This window comes from Streptomyces specialis (assembly GCF_001493375.1).
GTDB classification, from domain to species: Bacteria; Actinomycetota; Actinomycetes; order Streptomycetales; family Streptomycetaceae; genus Streptomyces; species Streptomyces specialis.
In genome coordinates this window covers 449,551-476,324 of the sequence record NZ_LN929894.1, presented here as the reverse complement: position 1 = coordinate 476,324, position 26,774 = coordinate 449,551, and the positions used below count along the sequence as shown (strand labels likewise).

Sequence of the window (26,774 nt, the reverse complement as noted above, 5' to 3'; positions counted from 1 at the left end):
CCGCTGGGGCCGCGAAAGCCCAAACCTCCCGCTCGGCGGCTCACATGAGAGGCGTGAGGAAACGGCGCAGGCGCTCCTCGTAGGCGGCCGGGTCGGCGTTCCACATGGCCGCGTGCTCGGCGTGCGGGACGGTGTGGAGGGGGACGGCCTCGGGGTGGGCGGCGGCCATCTCGCGGGAGGTCCGCCAGGGCGCGACGGTGTCGTCGGGGCCGTGGAAGATCATGACCGGGAGGGGCGCGCCGCCGTGGCCGGGGGGGTGGCCGGAGGGCCGGTCCCCGGTGTCGAGGCCGAAGCCGCCGTTGGCGGCGCCGAGGGCGAACGGCAGGAGCGGGCCGGGCACGCCGCGTTCGGACGCCAGGGAGCGGAAGGTCGCGGCGGGGGCCAGGACGGGCGAGTCGAGGACGAGGCCCGCGACGCGCTGGTGGGGCGGGGGCTGGACGGCGGGGCGCAGGGCCATGGTGGCGCCGGTGGACCAGCCGTGGAGGACGACGCGTTCGGCGCCGTACCGGAGGGCGTAGCGGACGGCGGCCTCGGCGTCGTGCCACTCGGTGGCGCCGAGGTGGTGGACGCGGTCGCCGGGGCGGGGTGCTCCGGCGTCGCCCCGGTAGGCGGGGATCAGGACCGGGAAGTGGTGCGCGTGGAGGAACGGGAGCAGGTTCAGGGGGTGTTCGCGGGTCGCGCCCAGGCCGTGCAGGGCGACGACCCAGGTGGTGCGCGGGCCGGGCACGAACCAGGCGGGCAGCGGGCCGTTGTCGCCGGGGACGGACACGTCGGTGAACGGGATGTCCAGGGCCGTGCGCGGGTCGCCGGTGTGCAGGCGGGGCGTGAGCTCGACGGTGGAGCCGGGGGTGAGGTCGCCGCTCTCCAGGGTGCGGACGACGGTGTCGGGGCCGCCGAACACGTCGCCGATGACCGGGCCGGCGATCGCGTGCCGGTCCGGGGCGGTGAGGCCGTAGACGCCGGGGCGTTCGGACCGGACGGTGCGGGTGAGGGTGACGCGGCCGGGGCCGGTGGCGTGCACGGTGAGCCGTTCCCGCCCGAATCCGGCGGGCCGTGGCGGCTGCGAGGCCCCCAGGGCGGCCCCGGCGGCCCAACGGCCGGCGGCGACCGTGGCCACGGCCGCTCCGGCACCCAGCAGTGTGGTGGCGGCCATGGCCGCCGTCGTGTGCCGACGCATGCACTCCAGCATGGGCGCACCGGGCGGACTCCGCCATTCGGGCGGGGTCAGCGGGTCTGGCCGTAGTGGCGGAGCTTGCGCGCCACCTTCGTCAGCTCCTCCGGGGGGAGCAGGGTGGGGGTGCGGCCGGGGATCGCGGCGGCGGTGAGCCAGAGGCGGGACATCCACTCCAACTGGGCCGTGTTGTCGTACGCCTGGCGCAGGCCGTGGCCGTGGACGATCGTGCCGTGGTTGCGCAGGAGGCAGCCGGTGCGGTCCTCCAGGGCCGTGAGCATGTGCGCGGCGAGTTCCTCGCTGCCGTACGTGGCGTAGGGGGCGACGCGGACCGGGCCGCCGAGGGCGGCGGTCATGTAGTGGACGGCGGGGAGTTCGTCCACGAGCGTGGAGACGGCCGTCGCGTGCACCGCGTGGGTGTGGACGACGGCGGTGGCGTCCGTGGCGCGGTAGATCGCCAGGTGCATGGGCAGTTCGCTGGTCGGGGCGAGGGTGCCGGCGCGGGGGCGGCCGGTGAGGTCCACGGCGAGGAGGTCGGTGGGGCCCAGGCGGTCGTAGGGGACGCCGGACGGGGTGACGAGGACGGTGTCGTCCACGCGGACCGACAGGTTTCCCGAGGTGCCGACGACGAGGCCCTCGGTGACGGTCCGGCGGGCGTGGGCGACGAGTTCGCGCCAGGCGTCGCGCCACGCGGACGGGACTTTCGGGCGGGGAGCGATCCGATGCCGCCAGTTCATCTTTCGTTCACCTGTTCACCTTACGTTAACGGCGTTTGTCACCCCGCCCGCCGAACGATTGTCCGGGTATATGGAACACATCACGCTGTTGATCGCGATCGTGCTCATCACCGCTCTGGCCTTCGATTTCACCAATGGCTTCCACGACACGGCCAATGCCATGGCCACCACGATCTCGACCGGCGCCATGCGGCCCAAGGCCGCCGTGGCCATGTCGGCGGCGCTGAACCTGCTCGGCGCCTTCCTGTCGGTCGAGGTCGCGCGGACGATCTCCGGCGGCATCATCGACGAGGAGGCGGGCGTCCAGCCCGAGGGGATCTTCGCCGGGCTGGCCGGGGCCATCGTATGGAACCTGCTGACGTGGCTGGCGGGCCTCCCCTCCAGTTCCTCGCACGCGCTGTTCGGCGGCCTGATCGGCGCGACGCTGGCCTCGGTCGGCACCGGCGCCGTCAACGGGGACGCCGTCGTCACCAAGGTCCTCGTACCGGCCGTGGCCGCGCCGCTGGTCGCCGGGGGCGCGGCGCTGCTGGCGACGCGCCTGACGTACCGCGTCACGCGCGGCGCCGACGAGAAGGCCGCCGCCAAGGGGTACCGCACGGGCCAGATCGCCTCCGCCGCGCTCGTCTCCCTCGCCCACGGCACGAACGACGCGCAGAAGACGATGGGCGTGATGACGCTGGCGCTGATCGCCGGCGGCGCGCTGGCCCCCGGTTCCGACCCGCCGGTGTGGGTGATCGCGTCGGCGGGCGCCGCGATCGCGCTGGGCACGTACCTCGGTGGCTGGCGCATCATCCGCACGATGGGCAAGGGCCTCACCGACATCCAGCCCGCGCAGGGCTTCGCCGCCCAGACCAGCGCGGCCACCACGATCCTCGCCTCCTCGCACATGGGGTTCGCGCTCTCCACCACACAGGTCTGTTCCGGCGCGGTGCTCGGCTGCGGTCTGGGCCGCGAGGGGGCCGTGGTCCGCTGGTCCACGGCGACGCGCATGGTGGTCGCGTGGGGGCTGACGCTGCCGGCCGCCGGGCTGATCGGCGCGGCGGGCGCGCTGCTGGCGGAGCGTGGCGACTGGGGTGTGGGCGTGGTCGCGGCGCTGCTCGTCGGGGCCTCGGCCGGGATCTGGGTGCTGTCCCGGCGCCGGCCGGTGGACCACTCGAATGTGAACGACGTGGCGGACTCTGCCGGTTCGGGGCCCGGCGGGTCCGGGGCGGCGGCCGTTCCCGGGCCGGTGCGGGTCGTCATCCCGGCGCCCGCCGCTCCCGCCGCTCCCGCCGCTCCTTCCGTCGCCGCTCCCGCTGCCGCTCCGGAGGTGTCGCTGTGACGGTGGACTGGGCCACGCTCGGCCAAGTGATTGTCGTCTCGGTGGTGCTGACCGTGGCCGTGGTCGGCCTGTTCTCCGTCGGCATCCGCACCGGAGGCGCCAAGTCGCCGCTGCGCTCGGCCGGTTACCTCTGTTTCACGGCGTGTGCCGCCGCCGTGGGATACGGCATCTGGATCGTCGCGACCTGACCCGTGGGCCGGAAGCGGCTTCAACAGGGAGTTGACGCCGCTTCCGGCCCATGGTGGACTCATCGATGCCAAACGGCGGCAGGAGAGGAAGCCGGGGTGAATCCGGCGCGGTCCCGCCACTGTCACCGGGGAGTGCTCCCCCACCCGAACGTCACGGTCCCGCCTGGGGCTGGAAGGCCGGGGGATAGCGCCGATCCGGAAGCCAGGAGACTCTCACCGCCGGTCACGTCGAACCAGGGCGCGGACCCTGAGTGAGGACACACCGCCATGACTGGCCCCTTCTTCCTGGTCTCCCCGCGCCCGCGGCGGCCTCGCCGTGCCGCCGTGCCCGTCCGGGGTGCGACGGAGGCCGGCTGACCTCATGCGCGCCTCTCATGCGACGGCGTACGGCCTGGCCCTCGGCTTTCTCGGCGATCTCCTGACCGGTGACCCGCGCCGGGGACATCCCGTGGCCGCCTTCGGCCGCGCCGCCGCCGCCCTCGAACGTCACCTGTGGCGCGACCCCCGCGCCGCCGGGGTGCTGCACGCCGCGCTGTGCGTCGGCGGAACGGCCGCCGGTGCGGCGGCGCTCGCCGGGCTCGCGCGCGGGCGCGCGGGGCGCGGGGCGGTGACGGCCGTCACCGCGTGGGCCGTTCTGGGTGGCACGAGCCTGGTGCGGGAGGCGCGCGGTATCGGTGACGCGCTGGCGGCCGGAGACGTGGCGCGGGCACGGGAGTTGCTGCCCCGGCTGTGCGGGCGCGATCCGCGGGCCCTGGACGAACCGGCCCTGGCGCGGGCCGTGGTGGAGTCGGTGGCGGAGAACACGTCGGACGCGGTGGTCGGTGCCCTGGTGTGGGGCGCGCTCGCCGGGGTGCCGGGGCTCGCCGCGTTCCGCGCGGTCAACACCCTGGACGCGATGGTCGGCCATCGTTCGCCCCGCTACCGGCGGTTCGGCTGGGCCTCGGCCCGGCTGGACGATCTGGCGGGCTGGCCGGGTGCCCGGCTCACCGCCGTTCTGGCGACCCTGGCCGGGCCCCGGCCGCGGGACGCCGCGCGGGCCTGGCGGGCCGACGGGCACCGCCACCCGAGCCCCAACGCGGGCCCGGTGGAAGCGGCGTTCGCGGGAGCGCTGGGCGTCCGGCTGGGCGGCACGCTCTCCTACGCCGGGCGGGTGGAGCACCGCCCGGTGCTCAACTCCCCCGGGCGGGCGGTGGAGATCGCGGACATCGACCGCGCGGTCCGCCTCTCGCGCCGGGTCGCGGTCCTGACTCTCGCCGCGTGCTGCGCGGTGAGCCATCTGCGGGAGGAGCGAAGGTGAACGACACCGGCCGGCGCGGAGGCGCGCTGCTCGTCGCCGGCACCACGTCCGACGCGGGGAAGAGCGTCGTCACCGCCGGGATCTGCCGGTGGCTCGCCCGGAAGGGCGTGCGGGTGGCGCCGTTCAAGGCGCAGAACATGTCGCTCAACTCGTTCGTCACCCGCGACGGCGCCGAGATCGGCCGGGCGCAGGCCATGCAGGCCGCCGCCGCCCGTGTCGAGCCGAGCGCGCTGATGAACCCGGTGCTGCTCAAACCCGGCAGCGACCGCGGCAGTCAGGTCGTCCTGCTGGGCCGGCCGGTCGGCGAGGTCACCGCCCGCGGCTACCACACCGGGCGCCGGACCCGGCTGCTGCCGACCGTCACCGACTGCCTCGACCGACTCCGCGCCACGCATGACGCGGTGATCTGCGAGGGCGCGGGCAGCCCGGCCGAGATCAACCTGCGCAGCGGCGACATCGTCAACATGGGCCTGGCACGCGCCGCCGGGCTGCCGGTCGTGGTCGTCGGGGACATCGACCGGGGCGGCGTCTTCGCCTCCTTCTTCGGCACCACCGCCCTGCTGTCCGCGGCGGACCAGCGGCTGATCGCGGGCTACGTCGTCAACAAGTTCCGTGGCGACCCGACCCTGTTGACGCCGGGACTGGACATGCTGCGCGGGCTGACCGGGCGGCCGGTCCTCGGGGTACTCCCCCACCGGAACGGCCTGGGCATCGACGAGGAGGACGGGCTGCGGATGTCGCTGCGCGGCACCGTCCGCGAGACCAGCGCCGCCCCGCCGCACGGCCGGGACGTGCTGCGGGTCGTCGTCGTCGCCATCCCGCTGATGTCGAACTTCACCGACGTGGACGCCCTGGCCGCCGAGCCGGGCGTCGCCGTCCGGTTCACCGACCGGCCGGAGGAACTCGCCGACGCGGACCTCGTGGTGATCCCCGGCACCCGGGGCACCGTCCGGGCGCTGGCCTGGCTCAGGGAACGCGGCCTGGCCGGCGCCCTCGCGCGGCGCGCCGCCGAGGGGCGGCCGGTGCTGGGGATCTGCGGCGGCTTCCAGATCCTCGGCGAGACCATCGAGGACGACGTCGAGTCCCGGGAGGGCCGGGTCGAAGGACTGGGCCTGCTGCCGGTCCATGTGCGGTTCGAGCCCGGCAAGACCCTGGCCAGGCCGTCCGGCCGGGCCCTCGGTCACCCCGTGGAGGGCTACGAGATCCACCATGGCGTCGCGGACGTCCGGGGCGGCGAGCCGTTCCTCGACGGCTGCCGCGCCGGGTCCGTGTGGGGCACCCACTGGCACGGCTCGCTGGAGAGCGACGACTTCCGCCGGGCGTTCCTGACCCGGATCGCGGCGGACACCGGCCGGGCGTTCGTCCCGGCCCCGGACACCAGCTTCGGCGCGCTGCGCGAGGAGCAGCTCGACCGGCTGGGCGATCTCATCGAGGAACACGCCGACACCGCCGCCCTGTTGCGGCTCATCGAGGAGGGCGTCCCCGACGGCCTCCCCTTCATCCCGCCGGGAGCGCCATGACGACCGTGCTGCTGCTGTCCACCGCCGACACCGATCTGCTGGCCGCCCGCGCCTCGGGCGCCGACTACCGCATCGCCAACCCCTCCCGGGTGGACGCCGGTTCGGATCTGCCCACGCTGCTGGCGGGTGCGGCCCTCGTCGTGGCGCGGCTGCTGGGCGGGCTGCGGGCCTGGGAGGACGGCGGCGCCGCCGTTCTCGGCTCCGGGCTGCCGGCCGTGCTGCTGGGCGGCGAGTCCACGCCGGACGCCGAGTTGATGGCGGCCTCCACGGCGCCCGCCGGGGTGGTCGCCGAGGCGCTGGCGTATCTGGTGGCGGGCGGCCCGGAGAATCTCGCGGAGCTGGCGCGTTTCCTGTCCGACACGCTGCTGCTGACCGGCCACGGCTTCGCGCCGCCCCGGCCCATGCCCGCGTTCGGCACCCACGGGGCCCGCGCGCACAAGCCGGACCGGCCGACCGTGGGCGTGCTGTTCTACCGGGCGCACGAACTGGCGGGCAACACCGCGTTCGTGGACACGCTGTGCGACGCGCTCGAGGAACACGGCGCCAACGCCCTGCCGGTGTACTGCGGTTCGCTGCGCGGCGCCGACCCCGGGCTGTACGAGCTGCTGGGCCGGGCGGACGCGCTGGTCGCCACGGTGCTGGCGGCGGGCGGCAAGAGCGGCGGGGGCGACGAGGCGTGGGACGTCGGCGCGCTGGCCGAGCTGGACGTGCCCGTGCTCCAGGGCCTGTGCCTGACCGGTTCGCGCGCCGCGTGGGAGGAGTCCGACGCGGCGCTGTCCCCGATGGACGCGGCGATGCAGGTGGCGATCCCGGAGTTCGACGGGCGGCTGATCACCGTGCCGTTCTCGTTCAAGGAGGACGGCCCGGACGGTGTCCCGGTCTATGTCGCGGACCCCGAACGGGCCGGGCGCGTCGCGGGGATCGCCGTCCGGTACGCGGCGCTGCGGCACAAGCCGAACAGCGACAAGCGCCTCGGGCTGGTCTTCACCGCCTACCCGACGAAGCACTCCCGTGTCGGCAACGCCGTCGGCCTGGACACCCCCGCCTCGGCGGTCCGGCTGCTGACGGCGCTGGCGGAGGCCGGGTACACGATCGGGGACCACCCGGGCGAGGGCGACGAGCTGATCCACCGGCTCATCGCGGCTGGCGGTCACGACGTGGAGTGGCTCACCGAGGAGCAACTCGCCGCCGCCGAGGCGCGGGTGCCGCTCGATGACTACGTGGCCTGGTTCGAACGGCTCGATCCGGAGCTGCGGGACGCGATGCGGGAGCACTGGGGCGAACCGCCGGGCTCGCTGTACGTGGACGGCGGTGACATCGTGCTGGCGTGCCTGCGGTTCGGGAACGTGGTGCTGATGATCCAGCCGCCGCGCGGCTTCGGCGAGAACCCGATCGCCATCTACCACGACCCCGACATGCCGCCGTCCCACCACTACCTGGCCGCGTACCGCTGGCTGGACCACACCTTCGGCGCCGACGCCGTGGTGCATCTCGGCAAGCACGGCACGATGGAGTGGCTGCCCGGCAAGGGGCTGGGGCTGTCGCGGAGTTGCGCGCCGGACGCGGTGCTCGGCGAACTGCCGCTGGTGTACCCGTTCATCGTCAACGACCCGGGCGAGGGCACCCAGGCCAAGCGGCGCGGTCACGCCACGGTGGTGGACCATCTGGTCCCGCCGATGGCGCGCGCCGACTCCTACGGGGATCTCGCGAAGCTGGAGCAACTGCTCGACGAGTACGCGCTGGTGAGCGACCTGGACCCGGCGAAGGCGCCGGCGGTGCGGGCCCAGATCTGGACGCTGGTGCGGGCGGCGGAGCTGCACCGGGACCTGCACGTGGAGGAGCAGCCGGACGAGGACGAGTTCGACGAGTTCGTGCTCCATCTCGACGGCTGGCTCTGCGAGATCAAGGATGTGCAGATCCGCGACGGCCTGCACATCCTGGGCGCCGGCCCGGAGGGCGAGGCGCGCGTCAATCTCGCGCTGGCGGTGCTGCGTTCGGCCCAGGTCTGGGGTGGCGTGGCCGGGGCGCTGCCCGGGCTGCGGGCGGCGCTGGCCGCGCATCACGGGCTGGTCGAGGCCGAGTTGCTGGCGGAGCCGGGGGCGCGGCTGGCGGTGCCGGAGGCGCTGGGCGAGGGCCGGACCGCGTCCGACGCCGTCGATCTGCTGGAGGGCGTCGCGCGCCGGGTCGTGGAGGCGATGGAGGCGCGCGGCTGGGCGCGGGAGGCGGCGGGGCCCGCCGTGCGGGAGGCGGTCGGCGCCGATGTGCCCGAGGCCGTGCGGGTCCTGGAGTTCGCGGCGGACGAGGGGATCCCGCGGCTGGCGCGGACGAGCGACGAGATCACGCACGTGCTGCACGCACTGGAGGGCGGTTACGTCCCGGCCGGGCCGTCGGGGTCGCCCACGCGCGGCCTGGTCAACGTGCTGCCGACGGGCCGGAACTTCTACTCCGTCGATCCCAAGGCCATCCCGTCGCGGCTGGCGTGGGACGTGGGCAGCGCGCTGGCGGACTCGCTGCTGGCGCGGCACCTGGCCGACCACGGCACCTACCCGGCGTCGGTGGGGCTGACGGTGTGGGGCACGTCCTGCATGCGGACGCAGGGCGACGACATCGCGGAGATCCTGGCGCTGCTGGGCTGCCGCCCGGTGTGGGACGACGCGTCGCGGCGGGTGACCGGCTTCGGGGTGGTGCCGGCCGAGGAGTTGGGGCGGCCGAGAATCGATGTCACGGTCCGTATCTCGGGGTTCTTCCGTGACGCGTTCCCCCATGTGGTGGCGCTGATCGACGACGCGGTGCGGGCGGTCGCGGAGCTGGACGAGCCGGCCGGGACCAACTTCGTGCGGGCGCACGCCGACGAGGACACCGCCCGGCACGGTGACCGGCGGCGGGCCACGTCCCGGATCTTCGGCTCCAAGCCGGGCGCGTACGGCGCGGGCCTGCTGCCGCTGATCGACGCGCGGAACTGGCGGGACGACGCCGACCTGGCCGAGGTGTACGCGGTCTGGGGCGGCTACGCGTACGGCCGCGGGCTGGACGGGCGCCCGGCGCGCGGCGACATGGAGACGGCGTTCCGCCGCATCCAGGTCGCGGCGAAGAACGTGGACACGCGGGAGCACGACATCGCGGACGCCGACGACTACTTCCAGTACCACGGCGGCATGGTCGCGATGGTGCGCCACCTCACCGGGGAGTCGCCGGAGGCGTACATCGGCGACAGCGCGGTGCCGGACCAGGTGAGGACCCGGACGCTGAGCGAGGAGACCAACCGGGTGTTCCGGGCCCGCGTCGTCAACCCCCGCTGGATGGCCGCGATGCGGCGCCACGGCTACAAGGGCGCCTTCGAGATGGCCGCCACCGTCGACTACTTGTTCGGCTACGACGCGACAGCGGGCGTCGTGGACGACTGGATGTACGAGAAGCTCGCGGCGGAGTACGTCTTCGACCCGGAGAACCGGGAGTTCATGAAGAAGTCCAACCCGTGGGCGCTGCGCGGCATCACGGAAAGGATGCTGGAGGCCGCCGACCGGGGCCTGTGGGCCGAGCCGGACCGGGAGACGCTGGACCGGCTGCGTCGGACCTACCTCGAACTCGAAGGCGACCTGGAGGGCGACGCATGACCAGCGCTTACCCGTTCACCGCGATCGTCGGCATGACCGATCTGCGGCTCGCCCTGCTGCTCAACGCGGTGTCCCCCGCCGTGGGCGGGGTGCTGGTGCGGGGCGAGAAGGGCACCGCCAAGAGCACGGCCGTGCGGGCGCTTTCGGCGCTGCTGCCGCCGGTGGAGGTCGTGGCGTGGTGCCGGTTCTCCTGCGCCCCGGCCGCGCCCGACCCCGGCTGCCCGGACGGGCCGCACCCGGCCGAGGGGAACGCGACCACCCGGGCCGCGCGGCTGGTGGAACTGCCGGTCGGCGCGAGCGAGGACCGGCTCGTCGGGGCGCTGGACATCGAACGGGCCCTGGCCGAGGGCGTGAAGGCGTTCGAGCCGGGGCTGCTGGCCCAGGCGCACCGGGGCGTGCTGTACGTGGACGAGGTGAACCTGCTCAGCGACTTCCTGGTGGACTCGCTGCTGGACGCCGCCGCCATGGGCACCGCCTACGTCGAACGCGAGGGCGTCTCCGTCCGGTACGCCTCGCGTTTCCTGCTGGTCGGCACCATGAACCCCGAAGAGGGCGAGTTGCGCCCGCAGTTGCTGGACCGCTTCGGGCTGACCGTCGAAGTCGCCGCGTCCCGCGAGACCGACGAGCGGGTGGAGGTCGTACGGCGCCGCCTCGCCTACGACGACGACCCGGACGGGTTCGCCGCGCGGTGGGCGGACGACGAGGAGGCGCTGCGGCAACGGATCGCCGCCGCGCGGGCGTTGCTGCCCTCGGTGCGGCTGGGTGACGCGGCGCTGCGGCAGATCGCGGCGACGTGCGCGGCGTTCGAGGTGGACGGCATGCGCGCCGACATCGTGATGGCGCGCACCGCGACCGCGCTGGCGGCGTGGGCGGGCCGGACCGATGTGCTCGCCGAGGACGTGCGGCAGGCGGCGCTGCTGGCGCTGCCCCACCGCAGGCGCCGTTCGCCGTTCGACGCGCCCGGGCTGGACGAGGAGAAGCTCGACGAGGCCCTGGAGGAGGCGCGGGGCGGGAGCGGGAACGACGGCGACGACGATCCCGAGCCGACTCCCCCGGGCGGCGGCCGGGACGACGACGGGGACGGTGGCCGGGACGACGGCCGGGACGCCCCCGAGCCGTCCGGGGACGGCGGCCCCCGTGCCATAATATCTACCAGACGGTCATACAACACAGAGTGGTAATTAACGTGTTTATTTTGATCGAGGAAACCGCCTCCGAGTCCTCCACCGCCCTCTCCGTGGGCGGCGTCAGATGTGTAGAAGAGAGAGGGGCCGCACCACGGGCGACCGCCGCCCCCGGGGCACCCTCGGCAAGCTCCACGTGGCCGCCACCCTGCGCGCCGCCGCGCCGCCCCAGCGGGCGCGCGGCCGGTCCGGGACCGGCCTGGTCCTGCGGCGCGACGACCTGCGGGAGTCGGTGCGGGAGGGCCGCGAGTCGAACCTCGTGCTCTTCGTCGTGGACGCCTCCGGCTCGATGGCCGCGCGGCAGCGGATGAGCGCCGTCAAGGGCGCCGTGCTGTCGCTGCTGCTCGACGCCTACCAACGGCGCGACAAGGTGGGCCTGGTGACGTTCCGGCGGTCGGCCGCCGAGGTGGTGCTGCCGCCCACCTCGTCGGTCGACGGCGCCGCCGTCCGCCTGGAGTCGCTGCCGACGGGCGGACGGACACCGCTGGCCGAGGGGCTGTTGCGGGCCCGCGAGGTTCTGCGGGTGGAGCGGCTGCGCGACCCGGCGCGCCGCCCGCTGCTGGTCGCCATCACGGACGGGCGCGCCACCGGCGGACCCGAGCCGGTGGACCGGGCCCGCCGCGCGGCGCGCCTGCTGGCCGCCGACGGAACCGCGTCGGTCGTGGTGGACTGCGAAACCGGACCGGTACGGCTCGGCCTGGCGGGCGCGTTGGCGCGCGAGCTGGGCGGACCGGCCGTCACCCTCGACGAGTTGCGCGCGGACACGGTGACCGCGCTCGTCAAAGACGTGAGGAGAGCCGCCTGATGCCCCAGGGACAGCCGTCCGTCGTTCCCGACGACGGACTCACCACCCGGCAGCGCCGCAACCGGCCGCTGGTCGTCGTGCACACCGGCACCGGGAAGGGGAAGTCGACGGCCGCGTTCGGCCTGGCGCTGCGCGCCTGGAATCAGGGCTGGCCGATCGGCGTGTTCCAGTTCGTCAAGTCGGCCAAGTGGCGCGTCGGGGAGGAGCGGGCGCTGCGCGTGCTCGGCGACAGCGGCGAGGGCGGCAGCGTGGCGTGGCACAAGATGGGCGAGGGCTGGTCGTGGGTGCAGCGCTCCATCGCCACCAGCGAGGACGCCGCCCGCGAAGGCTGGGAACAGGTCAAGCGCGACCTGGCGGCGGAGACGTACCGGCTGTACGTGCTCGACGAGTTCGCCTATCCGATGCACTGGGGCTGGGTCGACACCGACGAGGTCGTGTCGGTGCTGCGCGACCGGCCGGGCACGCAGCACGTGGTGATCACCGGGCGGAACGCGCCGGCCGCGCTCCTGGACGCCGCCGATCTGGTGACCGAGATGGGCAAGGTCAAGCACCCGATGGACGCCGGGCAGAAGGGTCAGCGAGGCATCGAATGGTGAGCCCGTGCTGACCCTGCCCCGCCTGGTCGTCGCCGCGCCCGCCTCGGGCAGCGGCAAGACCACCGTCGCCACCGGCCTGATGGCCGCGTTCGCCGCGCGCGGGACGACGGTCTCCGGTCACAAGGTCGGCCCGGACTACATCGATCCGGGCTACCACGCGCTGGCGACCGGCCGCCCCGGCCGGAACCTGGACCCCTATCTGTGCGGTCCCGAACTGATCGCGCCGCTCTTCGTGAACGGCGCGGCCGGTGCCTCACTCGCCGTGGTCGAAGGCGTGATGGGCCTGTTCGACGGCGCGGCGGGCGAGGGCGAGCTGGGCTCGACGGCGCAGGTGGCGAAGCTGCTGCGGGCGCCGGTCGTCCTGGTGGTGGACGCGTCGTCGCAGTCGCGTTCCGTCGCCGCGCTCGTGCACGGCTTCGCGTCGTGGGACCCCGGGGTGCGGCTGGCGGGCGTGATCCTCAACAAGGTCGGCTCCGCACGCCACGAGAGCCTGCTGCGCGAGGCGCTCGACTCCTCCGGGGTGCCGGTGCTGGGTGTCCTGCGGCGCGCGCCGCAGGTGCGGACTCCCGCCCGGCACCTGGGACTTGTGCCGGTGGCCGAGCGGCAGGCCGACGCGGTCGCGGCCGTCGCGACGCTCGCGGCACAAGTGCGGGACGGCGTGGACCTGGACGCCGTGTGGGCGCTGGCACGGAGCGCGCCACCGCTGCCCCCGGACGCCTGGTCCCCGCCTCGGCCCGAACGGACGTTTCCGGAACGGCCGGTGATCGCCGTCGCGGGCGGGGCGGCGTTCACGTTCTCCTATGCCGAGCACACCGAGGCGCTGCGGGCGGCGGGCGCGGAGGTCGCGGTGTTCGACCCGCTGCGCGACGAGGCGTTGCCGGAGGGCACGGCCGGGCTGGTCGTCGGCGGCGGGTTCCCCGAGGTGTACGCGGCGGAGCTGTCCGCGAACGAGCCGCTGCGCGCGGCGGTGGCCGCGCTCGCGGCCGGCGGCGCGCCGGTGGCGGCCGAGTGCGCCGGACTGCTGTACCTGGCGCGGTCGTTGGACGGCAAGCCGATGTGCGGCGTGCTGGACGCCACGGCCCGGATGTCGGAACGGCTGACCCTCGGGTACCGGGCGGCGGTCGCGCTGGGCGACAACGCGCTGGTGGCGGCCGGAACGCGGGTGCGGGGACACGAGTTCCACCGGACCGTCGTCGAACCGGGCGCGGGCGAACGGCCCGCGTGGGGCGTCACGCACCCGGAGCGCCGCGCCGAAGGCTTCGTGCGGGACGGGGTGCACGCCTCGTACCTGCACACACACTGGGCCGCCGTGCCCTCGGCGGCCGGGCGGCTGGTGGAACGCGCCGCCGCCCACACCCTCACGACAGGAAGCACCCCATGAGCACCGCAGAGCCCGTCCCCCTGCTGACGGGAGTCGGCGTCGGCCCCGGCGATCCCGAACTGGTCACCGTGAAAGGCGTGAACGCGCTGCGCGGCGCGGCCGTCGTCGTCGTGCCCGTGCTCGACACGGGCGAACGCGGGCGGGCCGAGGCGACCGTGCTGCACTACGTGCCGGCCGAGCGGGTGGTGCGGGTCGTGTTCGCGCTCAACGAGCGCACCGACCGGGCGCGGCGGGAGGCCGCGTGGGACGCGGCGGGCGAACGCGTCGCCCAACTCCTGCGGGAGCACGGCTCGGTGGCGTTCGCCACGATCGGCGACCCGAACGTGTACTCGACGTTCACGTATCTCGCGCAGACCGTGGGCGAGTCGGTGCCGGGACTGCGGGTGGAGACGGTGCCGGGCATCACCGCCATGCAGGATCTCGCGGCGCGCGGCGGTGCCGTACTGACCGAGGGCACCGAGCCGTTGACGCTGGTGCCGGTGACCGCCGGGGCCGAAGTGCTGCGGGAGGCGCTGCGCGGGCCCGGCACCGTCGTGGCCTACAAGTTCGGGCGCCTGGCGGGCGAGGTGGTCGCCGCGCTGCACGAGACCGGCCGGGCCGAGGGCGCGGTGTGGGGCTCGGCCCTGGGCCTGCCGGAGGAGTCGATCCGCCCGGCCGGGGAGCTGCCGGAGAACGGTGAACTCCCCTACCTGTCCACATTGATCGCTCCGGCACGCCGGACGGGAAGGGGAGGAAAGCTGTGAACGAGGAGCCTGTCGAGGGACATGCCGGGCACGGCAAGGTGACGTTCGTGGGGGCCGGGCCGGGGGCGGCGGATCTGCTCACGTTCCGGGGCGCGCGGGCCATCGCCGAGGCGGATGTCGTGATCTGGGCGGCCAGCCTGGTCCACCCGGATGTCATCGGGCACGCCCGGCCCGGCGCGGAGATCATGGACTCGGCGGCGATGTCGCTGGAGGACGTGATCGCCGTCTACCAGCGCGCGGCACGCGGCGAGGTGACGCGGATCGCGCGGGTCCACTCCGGGGATCCGGCCCTGTGGGGCGGCACCCAGGAGCAGATCGACCGCTGCGAGGAGCTGGGCGTCGAGGTGGAGGTCGTGCCGGGCGTGTCGGCGTTCTCGGCCGTCGCGGCGCTGGCGCGGCGGGAGTTGACCATTCCCGAGGTGGCGCAGTCGGTGATCCTGACGCGGCTGGGCGGCGGCAAGACGCCGATGCCGGCCGGGGAGGAGGTCCGGGAGTTCGCGCGGCACGGCACGACGATGGCGCTGTTCCTGTCGGCGGCGCGCTCCGGGCAGTTGGCGCGGGAGCTGCTGGCGGGCGGCTACGCCCCGCGGACACCGGTGATCGTGGCGTACCGGGCGACGTGGGAGGACGAACTGATCCTGGACTGCACGGTGGAGACGCTGGAGGAGACCGTCAAGGAACACCGGCTGTGGAAGCACACGTTGTTCCTGGTCGGCCCGGCGCTCGCGGCGTCCGGCACGCGTTCGCACCTTTATCACCCCGGCCACTTCCACGGCTTCCGGCGGGCCGAGCGCGGCGCCAGGGACGTGCTGCGGGCGGCGAAGGCGGGCCACGATGAGTGAGGGGCGGCCGGAGGAGGGCCCCGAGCTGCGCGAGCCGGATCTGCCGAGAACCGCCAAGGCCCGGCAACGGGCGCTGCGCACCGGGTGGACGACGGGCACCTGCGCGTCGGCGGCGGCGCGGGCCGCCGCGCTGCACCTGACGACGGGCGAGCCGCAGCGGTGGGTCGAGGTGGCGCTGCCGTCCGGGCAGCGGGTGACGTTCGCCGTGGACCGGGCCGAACTGCTGCGCGCCGGGCGCGCCGAGGCGGTCGTGGTGAAGGACGCGGGCGACGACCCGGACGTGACGCACGGCTCCTGTCTGACGGCGACGGTGAGTTGGCGCGAGCGGCCCGGGCTGGCGCTGCACGGCGGCGTCGGTGTCGGTGTGGTGACCCGGCCCGGCCTGGGACTCGAGGTCGGTGGCCCGGCGATCAACGCGGTGCCGCGCCGGATGATCGACCAGGCGGTACGGGAGGTCATCGACGTCGCGGAGCACGGTGTCGATGTGACGATCAGCGTGCCGGACGGCGAGGTGCGGGCGCGGAAGACGACGAACGCGCGGCTCGGGATCATCGGCGGCATCTCGATCCTGGGGACCACGGGCATCGTGCGGCCGTTCTCCACGGCGTCATGGCGGGCGAGCGTGGAGCAGGCGGTGTCCGTGGCGGCGGCGCAGGGCGTGCCCGCCATGGTGCTGTGCACGGGCGGCCGGACGGAGCGCGGCGCGATGCGGATGCTGCCGTGGCTGCCGGACGTGGCGTTCGTGGAGGTCGGCGACTTCACGGGCGCGGCGTTGCGGCGTTCGGTGGAGGGCGGGCTGCCCCGGGTGGTGTTCGTCGGGATGATCGGGAAGCTGACGAAGCTCGCGTCGGGTGTGCTGATGACCCACTACACGCGATCGAAGGTGGACACCGGCGTGCTGGCCGAGGTCACCGGGGCGGTGGGCGGCCCCGCGTCGCTGGCCGACGCGGTGGCGGCGGCGAACACGGCCCGGCACGCGTACGAACTGTGGGAGTCCGCCGGTCTGCTGGCCACGGCCGGTGAGGAGTTGTGCCGCCGGGTGGCGCGGGTGCTGGAGCGGTTCGTGGACGGCCGGATCGTCGCGGAGGCGGCGATGGTGGACTTCACGGGCGAGACGCTGATCGCCGCCGCCCCGCCGGGCGGACTGCTGCGGGAGGCGCCGTGATCACGGTCCTGGGCGTGGGAACGGGCGGCCCCGGCGCGGTCGTCGGCGACGCGGCGCTGGTGGTCGGCGCCCGCCGCCACCTCGCGGCGGCCACCCTGCCACCGGACGCGGAGCGCGTCGAACTGGGCCCGCTCGCCCCTGCGTTGACGACCATCGAGGAGCGGGTGCGGGCCGGCGGCCGGGTCGTGGTGCTGGCGTCGGGGGACCCGGGGTTCTTCGGGATCGTGCGGGTGCTCGCCGACCGGTTCGGGTCCGCGGCGCTCGACGTGCGGCCCTCCGCACCCGCCGTGGCCGTCGCGTTCGCCCGGGCCGGGCTGCCGTGGGACGACGCCGTCGTCGTCAGCGCGCACGGCCGCGACCCGCGCGTCGCGGTCAACGTCTGCCGGGCCCGGCCCAAGGTGGCCGTGCTGACCGGACCGGGCGCCGGGCCGGGCGAGTTGGGGGCGGCGCTGGCGACCGCCGGGGTGCCGCGCACGCTCGTCGTGGCCACGGCCCGGGGCGATCCGGACGGCGGCGAGCGCGTCGTCCGGCTCTCCCCCGCCGAGGCCGCCGCGCGGCACTGGCCGGAGAGCGGGCACGTGGTGCTGTGCCTGGACGGGACGCGGGCCGTGGCGCCCGCGCAGCGGACCATCGGCGGCCCGCCGCCCGGCCCGGACGGATGGGCGCTGCCGGAGGCCGCGTTCGCGCACCGGGACTCGATGGTCACCAAGTCCGAGGTGCGGGCACTCGCTCTGGCCCGGCTCGGGCCCCGGCTGGGAGACCTGGTGTGGGACGTCGGCGCGGGCTCCGGCTCGGTCGCCGTGGAGTGCGCCCGGCTGGGCGCGGCGGCGATCGCCGTGGAGCGGACCGCCGACGGCGTCGCCCGCTGCCTGGCCAACGCGACCGCGCACGGCGTGGACGTCCAGGCCGTGCACGGCACCGCGCCCGGCGCGCTGGAGGAACTGCCCGACCCGGACGCCGTGTTCGTCGGCGGCGGGGGCGCGGACCTGGCGGCGATCGTGACGGCCTGCGCGCGCCGCGCGCGCCGCGCGGTCGTCGTCACGCTGGCCGCGCTGGACCGCGTGGCGGCGGCCCGGGAGGCGCTGGCGGCCGGGGGCCTGGTGCCCGACGGCGTATTGCTCCAGTCCGCCCGGCTGGCCCCGCTGCCCGGCGATGTGACGCGGCTGGCCGCCGTCAACCCCGTTTTCGTCCTGTGGGGTTCGCGCGCTCCGCGCCCCGGCCCGCAGCGAGCGCAACCGCATCGAGCGCAACCGCGACAAGAAGGAGCACTCCCGTGATCGGCCTGATCTCCGCCACCGCCGCAGGTGCCGCCGCCCGCGACCGGCTGGCGACGGTGTGGCCCGACCGCACCCGCGTCTACGAGGGGCCCGCCGGTGACGCGGTGCGGCGCGCGTTCGCCGAGTGCGACCAGCTCGTCTGCTTCCTGGCCACCGGCGCCACCGTGCGGCTCCTCGCGCCGCTCCTCACCGAGAAGTCGGCCGATCCCGGCGTGGTCTGCGTGGACGAGGCGGGCCGCCACGCCGTGGCCCTGCTCGGCGGCCACGCGGGCGGCGCCAACGACCTGGCGCGCGCGGGGGCCGAGGCGCTGCCCGGCTGCGACCCCGTCGTCACCACGGCGACGGACGCGGCCGGGATCCCGGGGCTCGACACGCTGGGCCTGCCGGTCGAGGGCGCCGCCGCCGCCGTGTCGCGGGCGATCCTCGACGGCGAGCCGGTGACGCTGCGGGCCGACGCCACCTGGCCGTGGCCCGCGCTGCCGCCCAACGTGACGGCCGCCGCCCCGGGTTCGTGGACGCTCGCGGTCACCGACCGGCTCCTGGCACCGGACGACGGGACGACCGCCGTGCTGCGCCCGCCGTCCCTCGTCGTGGGCGTGGGCGCCAGCCGGGGCGTGGCGGCGGAGGAGGTGCTGACCCTCGTCGAGGAGACGCTGGCTTCGGCCGGACTGTCCGGGCGCAGCGTGGCCGCGCTGGCGACCGTGACCGCCAAGGCCGACGAGGCCGGGCTGAACGAGGCGGCACGGCGGCTGGGGGTGGAGCTGTGGACCTACCCGGCCGAGGAGTTGGCCGCCGTGTCCGTGCCCAACCCGTCGGACGCGCCGCTCGCCGCCGTCGGGACCGCGTCGGTCGCGGAGGCCGCGGCGCTGACCGGTGCCGGCCCGGGCGGCGAACTGGTCGCCGAGAAGCGGAAGTCGGCCATGGCGACCTGCGCGGTCGCCCGGCGGCGCCCGCGTGGGCGGCTGGCCGTGGTGGGCCTGGGGCCGGGCGCGCGGGACCTGTTGACGCCGCGTGCGGCGGACGAACTGCGGCGGGCGGCGGTCGTGGTCGGGCTCGATCAGTACCTCGACCGCGTCCGTGACCTGATCCGCCCCGGCGCCCGGGTGCTGGAGTCCGGGCTCGGCGCCGAGGAGGAACGGGCCCGCACCGCCGTCGAGGAGGCGCGGGCCGGGTACGCGGTCGCGCTGGTCGGCAGCGGCGACGCGGGCGTGTACGCGATGGCGTCGCCCGCGCTGGCCGGGGCGTCGGAGGACATCGACGTGGTGGGCGTCCCGGGCGTGACGGCCGCGCTGGCCGCGGCGGCCGTGCTGGGCGCTCCGCTGGGGCACGACCACGTCTCGATCAGCCTCTCCGACCTGCACACGCCGTGGGAGGTGATCGAGCGCCGGGTACGGGCGGCGGCGTCCGCCGATTTGGTGGTGACGTTCTACAACCCGCGCAGCCGGGGCCGGGATTGGCAGCTTCCGAAGGCGCTGGAGCTGCTGGCCGGTCACCGCGCGCCGGACACGCCGGTCGGGGTGGTGCGCAACGCGTCCCGGCCGGACGAGTCGTGGGCGCTGACGACGCTGGCCGCGCTCGACCCGGGAACGGTGGACATGATGACGGTGGTGCTGGTCGGCAACTCCGCGACCCGCGTCGTGGCCGGACGCATGGTCACGCCGCGCGGCTACCGGTGGCAGGCGTGATGGCCACCGCGCCCGTGCGGGTGACCGACCGCTGCGCGGGCTGCGGCGCCTGCCTGCTGACGTGCCCCACGCACGCGATCCGCCCGCTCGGCGGCACCCTGCTGGTCCGTGCCGACCTGTGCACGGGGTGCGCCGAGTGCGTCGAGGTGTGCCCGGTGGACGCGATCGACCTGACCGACGAACCCCCGGCCGGCGGGCCGCGGATGACGTCCCGCCCCTACCAGGAGATGCCGTGACGCGTGTCGTTCATCCCATCGAGGAGGAGTCCTACCGCATCCTCCGTTCCCGCGTGGACACTTCCGGGTTGCCGCCGTTGACCCGGGCCGTCGTGGAGCGGGTCATCCACTCCAGTGCCGATCTCGGCTACCTGACCGATCTGGTCGCCGACGAGGGCGCGTTGCGCGCCGCGCACCGCGCGCTGCACGGGGGTGCGCCGGTGGTCACGGACGTGGAGATGGTCGCGGCCGGGATCACCCGGCGGGAGACCGTCTGCCGGCTGGCGGACGCCAAGGCCGGTCCCGGGCTGACGCGTTCGGCGCACGCCGTGCGGCTGGCGCTGGCCGAGGTCGGTCCGGGCGCGGTGTGGGTGATCGGCTGCGCGCCCACCGCGTTGTTCGAGCTGATCGCCCTGGACGCCGCGCCCGCGCTCGTCATCGGCCTGCCGGTCGGTTTCGTCGGCGCGGCGGAGAGCAAGCAGGCGCTGCGCGAAAGCGGCCTGCCCGCCGTCAGCAACATCTCCGAGAAGGGTGGTTCGGCCGTGGCCGCCGCCGCCCTCAACGCCCTGCTCTACACCCCCTCATCCGCACCTCCCGAGGAGTACCAGTGACACCCTCAGCTCCGTCCGCGCCCGCCCTGCTCGTCGTGGGCCACGGCACCCGGGACGACGGAGGGGCCGACGCGTTCCGGTCGTTCGTGCACGACCTCGGCGCGCGGCACCTCCCCGACGTGCCGGTCGCGGGCGGCTTCATCGAGCTGTCGCCGCCGCCGCTCACCGAGGCCGTGGCCGGCCTGGTGGAGCGGGGCGTGCGGCGCTTCGCGGCCGTTCCGCTGATGCTGGTGGCGGCCGGGCACGCCAAGGGCGACATCCCGGCCGCGCTGGCCCGCGAGAAGCTGCGGCAGCCGGGCGTGTCGTTCGCCTACGGCCGTCCGCTCGGTCCGCACCCGTCGCTGCTGTCGGTGCTGGAGCGGCGGGGGGGGGGCGGGCGGGGGGGCGCGGGGGGGGGGGGAGCCGTCTCTTATACACTCCGATCTGCGCCAGCGGGCGATGGGTGTACGATACGGGGGCGGGCGCGGGTCAGGCCCGGGGCGCAGGCGCGGACGAACAGGCGCAGGGGGGGGCGCGGTTCGACCGACCCGGACGCCAACGCCGAGGGGTTCAAGGCGGCCCGGCTGCTGTGGGAGGGACGCGGTTACGCGGGCGTGGAGACGGCGTTCGTGTCGCTGGCCGCTCCCGACGTGGCCGCCGGTCTGGACCGCTGCCGGGCGCTGGGGGCCCGCCGGGTCGTGGTGCTGCCGTACTTCCTGTTCACCGGGGTGCTGCCGGAGCGGGTGCGGGAGCAGGCGCGGGCGTGGGCGGCGGACCGGCCGGAGACGGACGTGCGGTGTGCCGATGTCATCGGCCCCACGGACGAGTTGGCGGCGCTGGTGCTCGCCAGGTACCGGGAGGCGATCGAGGGCGACATCCGCATGAACTGCGACGCCTGCGTGTACCGCGTCACGCTGCCCGGCTTCGAGGACAAGGTCGGGGCGCCGCAGCAGCCGCACCACCACCCCGACGACGACGGCCATCACCACGGGCACGGGCACCACCATCACGAGCACGGCCATGTCCACGCCCACTGACCCCGCCGGGGCGGCGGACCTGCGCCACCACGGGGACGCCGAACTGCGGGACACCGAGGGCGTGAAGCTGGTGGATCTCGCGGTCAACGTACGGACCGGCACCCCGCCGCCCTGGCTGCGGGACCGGATCGCCGCCTCCCTGACGTCCCTGGCCGCCTACCCGGACGGCCGGGCGGCCCGTCGCGCGGTCGCCCGGCGGCACGGGCTGCCGGAGGAGTGCGTGCTGCTGACGTCGGGCGCCGCCGAGGCGTTCGTGCTGCTGGCCAGGGCGCTGCGGGTGACCGGCCGACGGGTCGTGGTACACCCGCAGTTCACCGAGCCCGAGGCGGCGCTGCGGGCCGCGGGGCACGAGGTGGGGCGGGTCATCCTGCGCGAGGCGGACGGGTTCCGGCTGGACCCGGACGCGGTGCCGGACGACGCCGGGCTGGTCGTGGTCGGCAATCCGACCAACCCGACCTCGGTGCTGCACCCGGCCGCCGGCATCGCCCGACTGGCCCGCCCGGGGCGGGTGCTGGTGGTGGACGAGGCGTTCATGGACGCGGTGCCGGGCGAGCGGGAGACGCTGGTCCCGGCCGTCCGGACGCTGCCCGGACTGGTCGTGCTGCGCAGCCTCACCAAGACGTGGGGGCTGGCCGGTCTGCGGATCGGTTACGTGCTGGCGGCGCCGGAGTTGATCGAGGCGCTGGCACAGGCCCAGCCGCTGTGGCCGGTGTCGGCGCCCGCGCTGGCGGCGGCCGAGGCGTGCTCGTCGGGGCGGGCGCTGGCCGAGGCGGCCGAGGCGGCGCTGGAGACGGCCGCGGACCGGGCCCATCTCCTGGCCCGGCTGGGCGCGTTCCCGTCGCTGCGGACCGCCACGGCGGCCTCCGCGGGGCCGTTCGTGCTGGTGCACCACCCCCGGGGGGCGGCGCTGCGGCTGCGGCTGCGGGAACGGGGCTACGCGGTGCGGCGCGGTGACACGTTCCCGGGGCTCGGGCCCGGCTGGCTGCGGCTCGCGGTCAGGGACCGGACGACGACCGACGCGCTCGTCGCGGCGCTGGCCGGGGCCCTCGCGGACGAGGACGGCGAGAACGGCACGGCCGGCACGGCGGCGTAGGGAAGGACCATCGCGGGAAAGACGTCGGGGGGACCCGATGGAGCCGGGTCCCCCCTCAGTGTGCCTTGCTACCGTCAGCCGGCCGCAGTGGTGCGCGCGGCGCGACGACGGGCCAGGAACAGAGCCCCGGCACCGGCGCCGAGCAGCGCCACGGCGCCACCGGCGAGCAGCGGCATGTTGGAGTCGCTACCGGTCTCGGCCAGGTCCGGACCGCCGTCCTCGGCGCTGGAACCACCGGCGACCGACTGGGTGTCGTCGCCGTCGGTGCCCTCGGTGCCCTCGGTGGCGGAACCCGAGCCGGCGTCGTCGCCGTCGGTGCCCTCGGTGGCGGAACCACCGTCGGCACCCTCGGAGTCCGTGCCCTCGGTGGCGTTACCGCCGGAGGCGGAACCGCCGTTGCCGGCCGCGGTGGTGCACTCGGCCTCGACCAGGGTGATCTGACCCTCCACGGTCGCGACGTTCAGCGCACCCGGGTTGATGGACACCGCGAGGTCAAGGGCGGTGGCCGCCGCGGTGGTGTCGGTGGTCTCCGTCTTCGACAGCGCCAGGGTCACCACGCCCACACCGGGCACGTCGACCTCGGTGGTGCCTTCGACCTCCAGGTCGACTTCCTGACCGAGCACCAGAGCCTCGGCCCCGAAGTCGGCCTCGGCGACCGGCGCCTCCCCCGTGGCGCAGATCGCACTGGCGGTCACGGCCTCGATCTCGATCACCGACGTCCCCGGGAGGCCGGGGACGTGGACCATGGCGTCGGCCAGCGAGACATCGGCCCGCGACCCCGTCTCGTCCGACTCGGCGCTGGCGGACGCCACAGCGGCGTCCAGCACCTCGAAGGTCTCGCCGTTGTGGACACCGTCCAGTTGGGCGGTGAGCAGGGCGACGTCCTCGCTCTCCGGAGCGGTCACCTCGTTGAGCGTCAAGTTGAGCGGCACCTGGGCGGTGCCGTTCAGCAGCGAGACATCCAGCGCGGTGCGCAGCACCGCAGCACTCGCCGTGCCCCGTTCGTCCTGGTCGCCCTCGGCCGCGAGAGCCGGGGAGACGGACCCCAGCAGCGCGGCGGTGGTGGCGACCAGCACCGCAGACCGGCGCGAACCGAGTCGGCGGTAGGCAGAGTTGTACACGTGTGGTACCCCTTGGTATGGCTTGACGTCACCGGAGCGGCCGGACAGGGGAATCCGGAACCGGTGACTGGGACGTGCGCCATCATCGAGGTTTAGAACCTCAAACGTCAGTAGTCTTCCGTATCTTCACACAATCGAGTGAGTTTTCATCACATTATTGACAGAGGACCCACTCGCCTCTCATCAGAACTTGCGCCCCCTGAGCACCACATGGCTCGGTTCCGTCAGAATGCGCACGTCCTGTCTCGGGTCGGCCGGGTACACGACGAGATCCGCGGGGGAGCCCTCGACCAGTCCCGGCCGGCCCAGCCAGGCACGCGCCCGCCAGGTCGCGGCGCCGAGCGCGTCCTCGGCCGGGATGCCCGCGGCGACGAGTTCGGCCACCTCCCCGGCGATCAGCCCGTGCGGGAGCGAACCGCCCGCGTCGGTGCCCGTGAAGATGGCGATCCCGGCGTCCCAGGCCGCGCGCACGGTGTCGTGACGGCGCGCGTGCAGCCGGAGCATGTGATCCGCCCAGCGGGGGAACTTGCCCTCGCCGCCCGCCGCCAGCCGCGGGAACGTGGCGATGTTGACCAGGGTGGGCACGATCGCGACCCCGTGCTCCGCGAAGAGCGGGATCGTCTCCTCGGTCAGCCCGGTGGCGTGCTCGACGCAGTCGATCCCCGCCTCCACCAGATCGCGCAGCGAATCCTCGGCGAAGCAGTGCGCGGTGACCCGCGCCCCCTCCTCGTGGGCGGCGGCGATGGCCGCGCGGGCGGCGTCGGCGGGCCAGCAGGGCGCGAGATCACCGAGGTCGCGGTCGATCCAGTCGCCGACGATCTTCACCCAGCCGTCGCCGCGCCGCGCCTCGCGCCGCACGGTGGCGACCAGGTCGTCCGGCTCCACCTCGTGCGCGAAGTTGCGGATGTAACGCCGGGTGCGTGCGATGTGCCGGCCGGCCCGGATGACGCGCGGCAGGTCCTCGCGGTCGTCGATCCAGCGGGTGTCGGCCGGTGAACCCGCGTCGCGGATCAGCAGCGTGCCGGCGTCGCGGTCGGTCAGCGCCTGCTTCTCGCTGGTGGCGTCGTCGACCGCGCCGTGCCTGTCGAGACCGACATGGCAGTGGGCGTCCACGAGGCCGGGCAGCGCCCAGCCCTCGATCGTGGTGACGTCCCCGGCGGCGACGGGCCGTTCGAAGGTGATCCGCCCGCCGATCACCCACAGTTCATCGCGCACGTCGTCGTCCGGGCCGACGAGCACGCGTCCCTTGATGCGCAGTACAGACACGCGCCCCATCGTCACACGCGCGCCGACCGGGGGGTCGCGGAGGCCGGAGAAAAACGTTTCTCCATGATCGGCAGCCATCCCTCACCCGGCGCGGCCCACCCGGGTGCACCCTGCTCGGCTGCCGCCGGGATGCGAGGCGGGCGGTCACGCGGTGTGCTGAGCACTGACCGGAGCGTATCCGCGTCCCTTCCCGGGAGCCGGAACGCTGTCCTCTCACCCGGTCGGTAAGGAGCATCACCGTGACACCCCCCGCCATCCCGCCGCCCGACGCGGCGCCCTTCTTCCCCGGCGGCACGAGACGAAGATGGCGCCGCCGCCCCCGGCGGTCCGCCGCCGGGCGGCGCGGCGCGCGCCTGGCCATGGTGACCGCGGCGGCCCTGGCGGCGAGCGTCATGACGGCGCCACCGGCCCAGGCGCTCGGCACGGTCTGCACGGTCAACGGCGAGGCGCAGTCCGCCTCCGACGCGAACGGCAACACGATCATCGGCGTCCCCGGTGTGGACAACACGATCGTGTGCTCCTGCGGTCTGGCCGCGGGTGACACGATCACGACCGTGGCCGGCGGCACCACCACGCTCACCCTCAACGGCCCGGTGGAAGGCACGATCATCGCCCAGGGCGCCGACGACACCATCGAGGTCGCGCCGCTCGTCGGGGACGGCATAGCCCCCGGCGGAACGGTGGAGTTGCTGGGCGAGTCCGCCGACCTGACCGTGATCGCCGGCGACCCCGAGGCGCCGGGGCAGCCGGGCGCGGTCGGCAACGCGGGAACGATCAGCGCCCAGGCCGGCACCGTGGACATCACCGTCATCGGCGGGGACGGCGGTCCCGCCGACGGCGGCGACGGCAACACGGGCGGCATCACCGGCGGCGCCGCCGACGCGGAGATCCTCGTCGAGGGCGGCGACAGCGAGGGCGACGGCCCCGCGGACTCCGGCGGCGACGGCAACGCCGGGGCCATCACCGGCGGCGACAGCGGCTCCATCACGGCGGACGGCGGCGACGGGCTGGGCCTGGCGTCGGGCGGCGCGGGGAACACCGGCGTCATCGCCGCGGGCGGCGCGCCGGGCGTCGGCGCGACCGAGATCACCGTCACGGGCGGCGACGGCGCACAGGGCAGCGCGGGCAACACGGGCACCGTGACGGCCACCAGTGCCCTGCCGACCACGATCACCGTCGCGGGCGGCGACGCGCTGGACCCGGCCGCCCCGGCGCCTCCCCCGGCCAACTCCGGGCTGATCGAGGGCGGTCCCGGGGACACCACGATCCTGGTGGAGGGCGCGGACAGCGCGGGCGCCACGGGCGGCGACGGCAACGCCGGTGAGATCACCGGCGGGGACGGCGTGAACACCATCGACATCGCCGGCGGCGACGGCACCACCACGGGCGGCGTCGCCAACGTCGTCGGCGGCACGGGGACCGGCGGCCCGCTGGACGACGTCATCACGCTGACGGCCGGCGCGCCCGCCCCGCCCGACGGCAGCAACGCGGGCACCGTCGACGGGGGCGCCGGTGTCAACTCCTGCGTCTTCGCCCCCATCAGCTCCCTGGGCACCGTGATCAACTGCGGCCTCACCTGCCCACCCACGGAGACGGCGGACGCCGCCTGATCCCACCCGGTCCCTTCGCCGGGCGCGGCCCACGGACCGGTGGGCCGCGCCCCGGGAGGGACTAGCCGCGTTATCCCCGTTTTCCCGCGCAATTCCGCAACGGTTTACCGGGGTTCCCGGGATACAGCGCACGGGCCGCTTCTGCCCGCTTTTCCGAGGACCAAACGGAGACTTCACAGATTTCCCGAACCTCACAACGGCGTTGCCCCTGTGTGACGGACTCCACATCCATGCCCGCTTTGTCCGGTAACTAACGGACAGATCAGGGCATTTATCGGGTGCGCGACGGCGATGTCCCGCGCACGCGCGATAACAC

General features: G+C 75.0%; 21 protein-coding genes, 1 pseudogene and 1 riboswitch. Of the genes and pseudogenes, 18 read left to right on the top strand and 4 right to left on the bottom strand.

The genetic code is table 11. The features are described from left to right. Nucleotides 1-40 precede the first annotated feature (40 nt). Together BN2279_RS14195 and BN2279_RS14190 are read right to left on the bottom strand one after the other, a co-directional pair. Nucleotides 41-1,177 (bottom strand): alpha/beta hydrolase, encoded by a 1,137-nt coding sequence (locus BN2279_RS14195; protein ID WP_059009698.1) that lies wholly within the window; start codon nucleotides 1,175-1,177, stop codon nucleotides 41-43. 47 nt (nucleotides 1,178-1,224) lie between these two features. Beyond that, complete coding sequence (locus BN2279_RS14190) at nucleotides 1,225-1,908, bottom strand: class II aldolase/adducin family protein (RefSeq protein ID WP_059009460.1); 684 nt, start codon at nucleotides 1,906-1,908, stop codon at nucleotides 1,225-1,227. A gap of 70 nt (nucleotides 1,909-1,978) precedes the next feature. On the opposite strand from BN2279_RS14190, the gene BN2279_RS14185 reads away from it, so the two are divergent. The 17 genes and pseudogenes from BN2279_RS14185 (at nucleotide 1,979) to cobC (ending at nucleotide 22,461) form a co-directional block, all read left to right on the top strand. Next, the gene (locus BN2279_RS14185; RefSeq protein ID WP_059009458.1) at nucleotides 1,979-3,229 is read left to right on the top strand and encodes an inorganic phosphate transporter; all 1,251 of its coding nucleotides are present in this window, start codon (nucleotides 1,979-1,981) and stop codon (nucleotides 3,227-3,229) included. Beyond that, complete coding sequence (locus BN2279_RS14180) at nucleotides 3,226-3,417, top strand: hypothetical protein (RefSeq protein WP_059009456.1); 192 nt, start codon at nucleotides 3,226-3,228, stop codon at nucleotides 3,415-3,417. The genes BN2279_RS14185 and BN2279_RS14180 overlap by 4 nt, the downstream gene beginning before the upstream one ends. An 84-nt stretch (nucleotides 3,418-3,501) precedes the next feature. Further along, a riboswitch (cobalamin riboswitch) is annotated at nucleotides 3,502-3,630 on the top strand. A gap of 148 nt (nucleotides 3,631-3,778) precedes the next feature. Beyond that, the gene (locus BN2279_RS14175) at nucleotides 3,779-4,714 is read left to right on the top strand and encodes a cobalamin biosynthesis protein (protein ID WP_059009455.1); all 936 of its coding nucleotides are present in this window, start codon (nucleotides 3,779-3,781) and stop codon (nucleotides 4,712-4,714) included. Beyond that, entirely contained in the window at nucleotides 4,711-6,234 is a 1,524-nt protein-coding gene (locus BN2279_RS14170; protein ID WP_059009453.1) for a cobyric acid synthase, read from the top strand. The genes BN2279_RS14175 and BN2279_RS14170 overlap by 4 nt, the downstream gene beginning before the upstream one ends. Then, nucleotides 6,231-9,848: a cobaltochelatase subunit CobN gene (gene cobN, locus BN2279_RS14165; RefSeq protein WP_059009450.1), complete on the top strand. Its 3,618-nt coding sequence runs from the start codon at nucleotides 6,231-6,233 to the stop codon at nucleotides 9,846-9,848. Before BN2279_RS14170 ends, cobN begins: the two co-directional genes overlap by 4 nt. Beyond that, nucleotides 9,845-11,837, top strand: a pseudogene (locus BN2279_RS14160) (putative cobaltochelatase). Before cobN ends, BN2279_RS14160 begins: the two are co-directional and overlap by 4 nt. Next, the gene (gene cobO, locus BN2279_RS14155; protein ID WP_059009448.1) at nucleotides 11,837-12,433 is read left to right on the top strand and encodes a cob(I)yrinic acid a,c-diamide adenosyltransferase; all 597 of its coding nucleotides are present in this window, start codon (nucleotides 11,837-11,839) and stop codon (nucleotides 12,431-12,433) included. The pseudogene BN2279_RS14160 and the gene cobO overlap by 1 nt, the downstream one beginning before the upstream one ends. A gap of 4 nt (nucleotides 12,434-12,437) precedes the next feature. Continuing rightward, nucleotides 12,438-13,814, top strand: a complete 1,377-nt coding sequence (locus tag BN2279_RS14150; protein WP_059009446.1) for a cobyrinic acid a,c-diamide synthase CobB — start codon at nucleotides 12,438-12,440, stop codon at nucleotides 13,812-13,814. Next, the gene (cobI, locus tag BN2279_RS14145; RefSeq protein WP_059009444.1) at nucleotides 13,811-14,557 is read left to right on the top strand and encodes a precorrin-2 C(20)-methyltransferase; all 747 of its coding nucleotides are present in this window, start codon (nucleotides 13,811-13,813) and stop codon (nucleotides 14,555-14,557) included. Before BN2279_RS14150 ends, cobI begins: the two co-directional genes overlap by 4 nt. Next, entirely contained in the window at nucleotides 14,554-15,399 is an 846-nt protein-coding gene (cobM, locus tag BN2279_RS14140; RefSeq protein WP_059009442.1) for a precorrin-4 C(11)-methyltransferase, read from the top strand. The genes cobI and cobM overlap by 4 nt, the downstream gene beginning before the upstream one ends. Further along, nucleotides 15,392-16,564: a cobalt-precorrin-5B (C(1))-methyltransferase gene (locus tag BN2279_RS14135; RefSeq protein ID WP_059009441.1), complete on the top strand. Its 1,173-nt coding sequence runs from the start codon at nucleotides 15,392-15,394 to the stop codon at nucleotides 16,562-16,564. Before cobM ends, BN2279_RS14135 begins: the two co-directional genes overlap by 8 nt. Beyond that, nucleotides 16,561-17,841 (top strand): precorrin-6y C5,15-methyltransferase (decarboxylating) subunit CbiE, encoded by a 1,281-nt coding sequence (cbiE, locus tag BN2279_RS14130; RefSeq protein WP_079032151.1) that lies wholly within the window; start codon nucleotides 16,561-16,563, stop codon nucleotides 17,839-17,841. The genes BN2279_RS14135 and cbiE overlap by 4 nt, the downstream gene beginning before the upstream one ends. Next, entirely contained in the window at nucleotides 17,838-19,526 is a 1,689-nt protein-coding gene (gene cobJ / locus BN2279_RS14125) for a precorrin-3B C(17)-methyltransferase (protein WP_059009439.1), read from the top strand. Before cbiE ends, cobJ begins: the two co-directional genes overlap by 4 nt. Next, a complete protein-coding gene (locus BN2279_RS14120) occupies nucleotides 19,526-19,762 on the top strand; it encodes a DUF362 domain-containing protein (RefSeq protein ID WP_104531027.1) in 237 nt (78 codons plus the stop codon). The genes cobJ and BN2279_RS14120 overlap by 1 nt, the downstream gene beginning before the upstream one ends. Then, nucleotides 19,759-20,352 carry a precorrin-8X methylmutase gene (locus BN2279_RS14115; protein ID WP_059009435.1) on the top strand — a complete coding sequence of 198 codons (594 nt, stop codon included), beginning with the start codon at nucleotides 19,759-19,761 and terminating at the stop codon, nucleotides 20,350-20,352. The genes BN2279_RS14120 and BN2279_RS14115 overlap by 4 nt, the downstream gene beginning before the upstream one ends. Beyond that, on the top strand, nucleotides 20,349-21,368 hold the full coding sequence (locus BN2279_RS14110) for a sirohydrochlorin chelatase (protein WP_059009434.1): 1,020 nt from the start codon (nucleotides 20,349-20,351) through the stop codon (nucleotides 21,366-21,368). The genes BN2279_RS14115 and BN2279_RS14110 overlap by 4 nt, the downstream gene beginning before the upstream one ends. Further along, nucleotides 21,352-22,461: an Rv2231c family histidinol phosphate aminotransferase CobC gene (gene cobC / locus BN2279_RS14105; RefSeq protein WP_059009431.1), complete on the top strand. Its 1,110-nt coding sequence runs from the start codon at nucleotides 21,352-21,354 to the stop codon at nucleotides 22,459-22,461. Before BN2279_RS14110 ends, cobC begins: the two co-directional genes overlap by 17 nt. A 74-nt stretch (nucleotides 22,462-22,535) precedes the next feature. Here the strand turns inward: cobC and BN2279_RS14100 are convergent, their stop codons facing one another. Further along, nucleotides 22,536-23,582, bottom strand: a complete 1,047-nt coding sequence (locus tag BN2279_RS14100; RefSeq protein ID WP_059009429.1) for an SCO1860 family LAETG-anchored protein — start codon at nucleotides 23,580-23,582, stop codon at nucleotides 22,536-22,538. A 183-nt stretch (nucleotides 23,583-23,765) separates the two neighbouring features. After that, the gene (locus BN2279_RS14095) at nucleotides 23,766-24,848 is read right to left on the bottom strand and encodes an amidohydrolase family protein (protein ID WP_407702244.1); all 1,083 of its coding nucleotides are present in this window, start codon (nucleotides 24,846-24,848) and stop codon (nucleotides 23,766-23,768) included. Nucleotides 24,849-25,087: 239 nt separating this feature from the next. Between BN2279_RS14095 and BN2279_RS14090 the strand changes: the two genes are divergently transcribed. After that, a complete protein-coding gene (locus BN2279_RS14090) occupies nucleotides 25,088-26,458 on the top strand; it encodes a hypothetical protein (RefSeq protein WP_059009427.1) in 1,371 nt (456 codons plus the stop codon). Nucleotides 26,459-26,774: the final 316 nt, after the last annotated feature.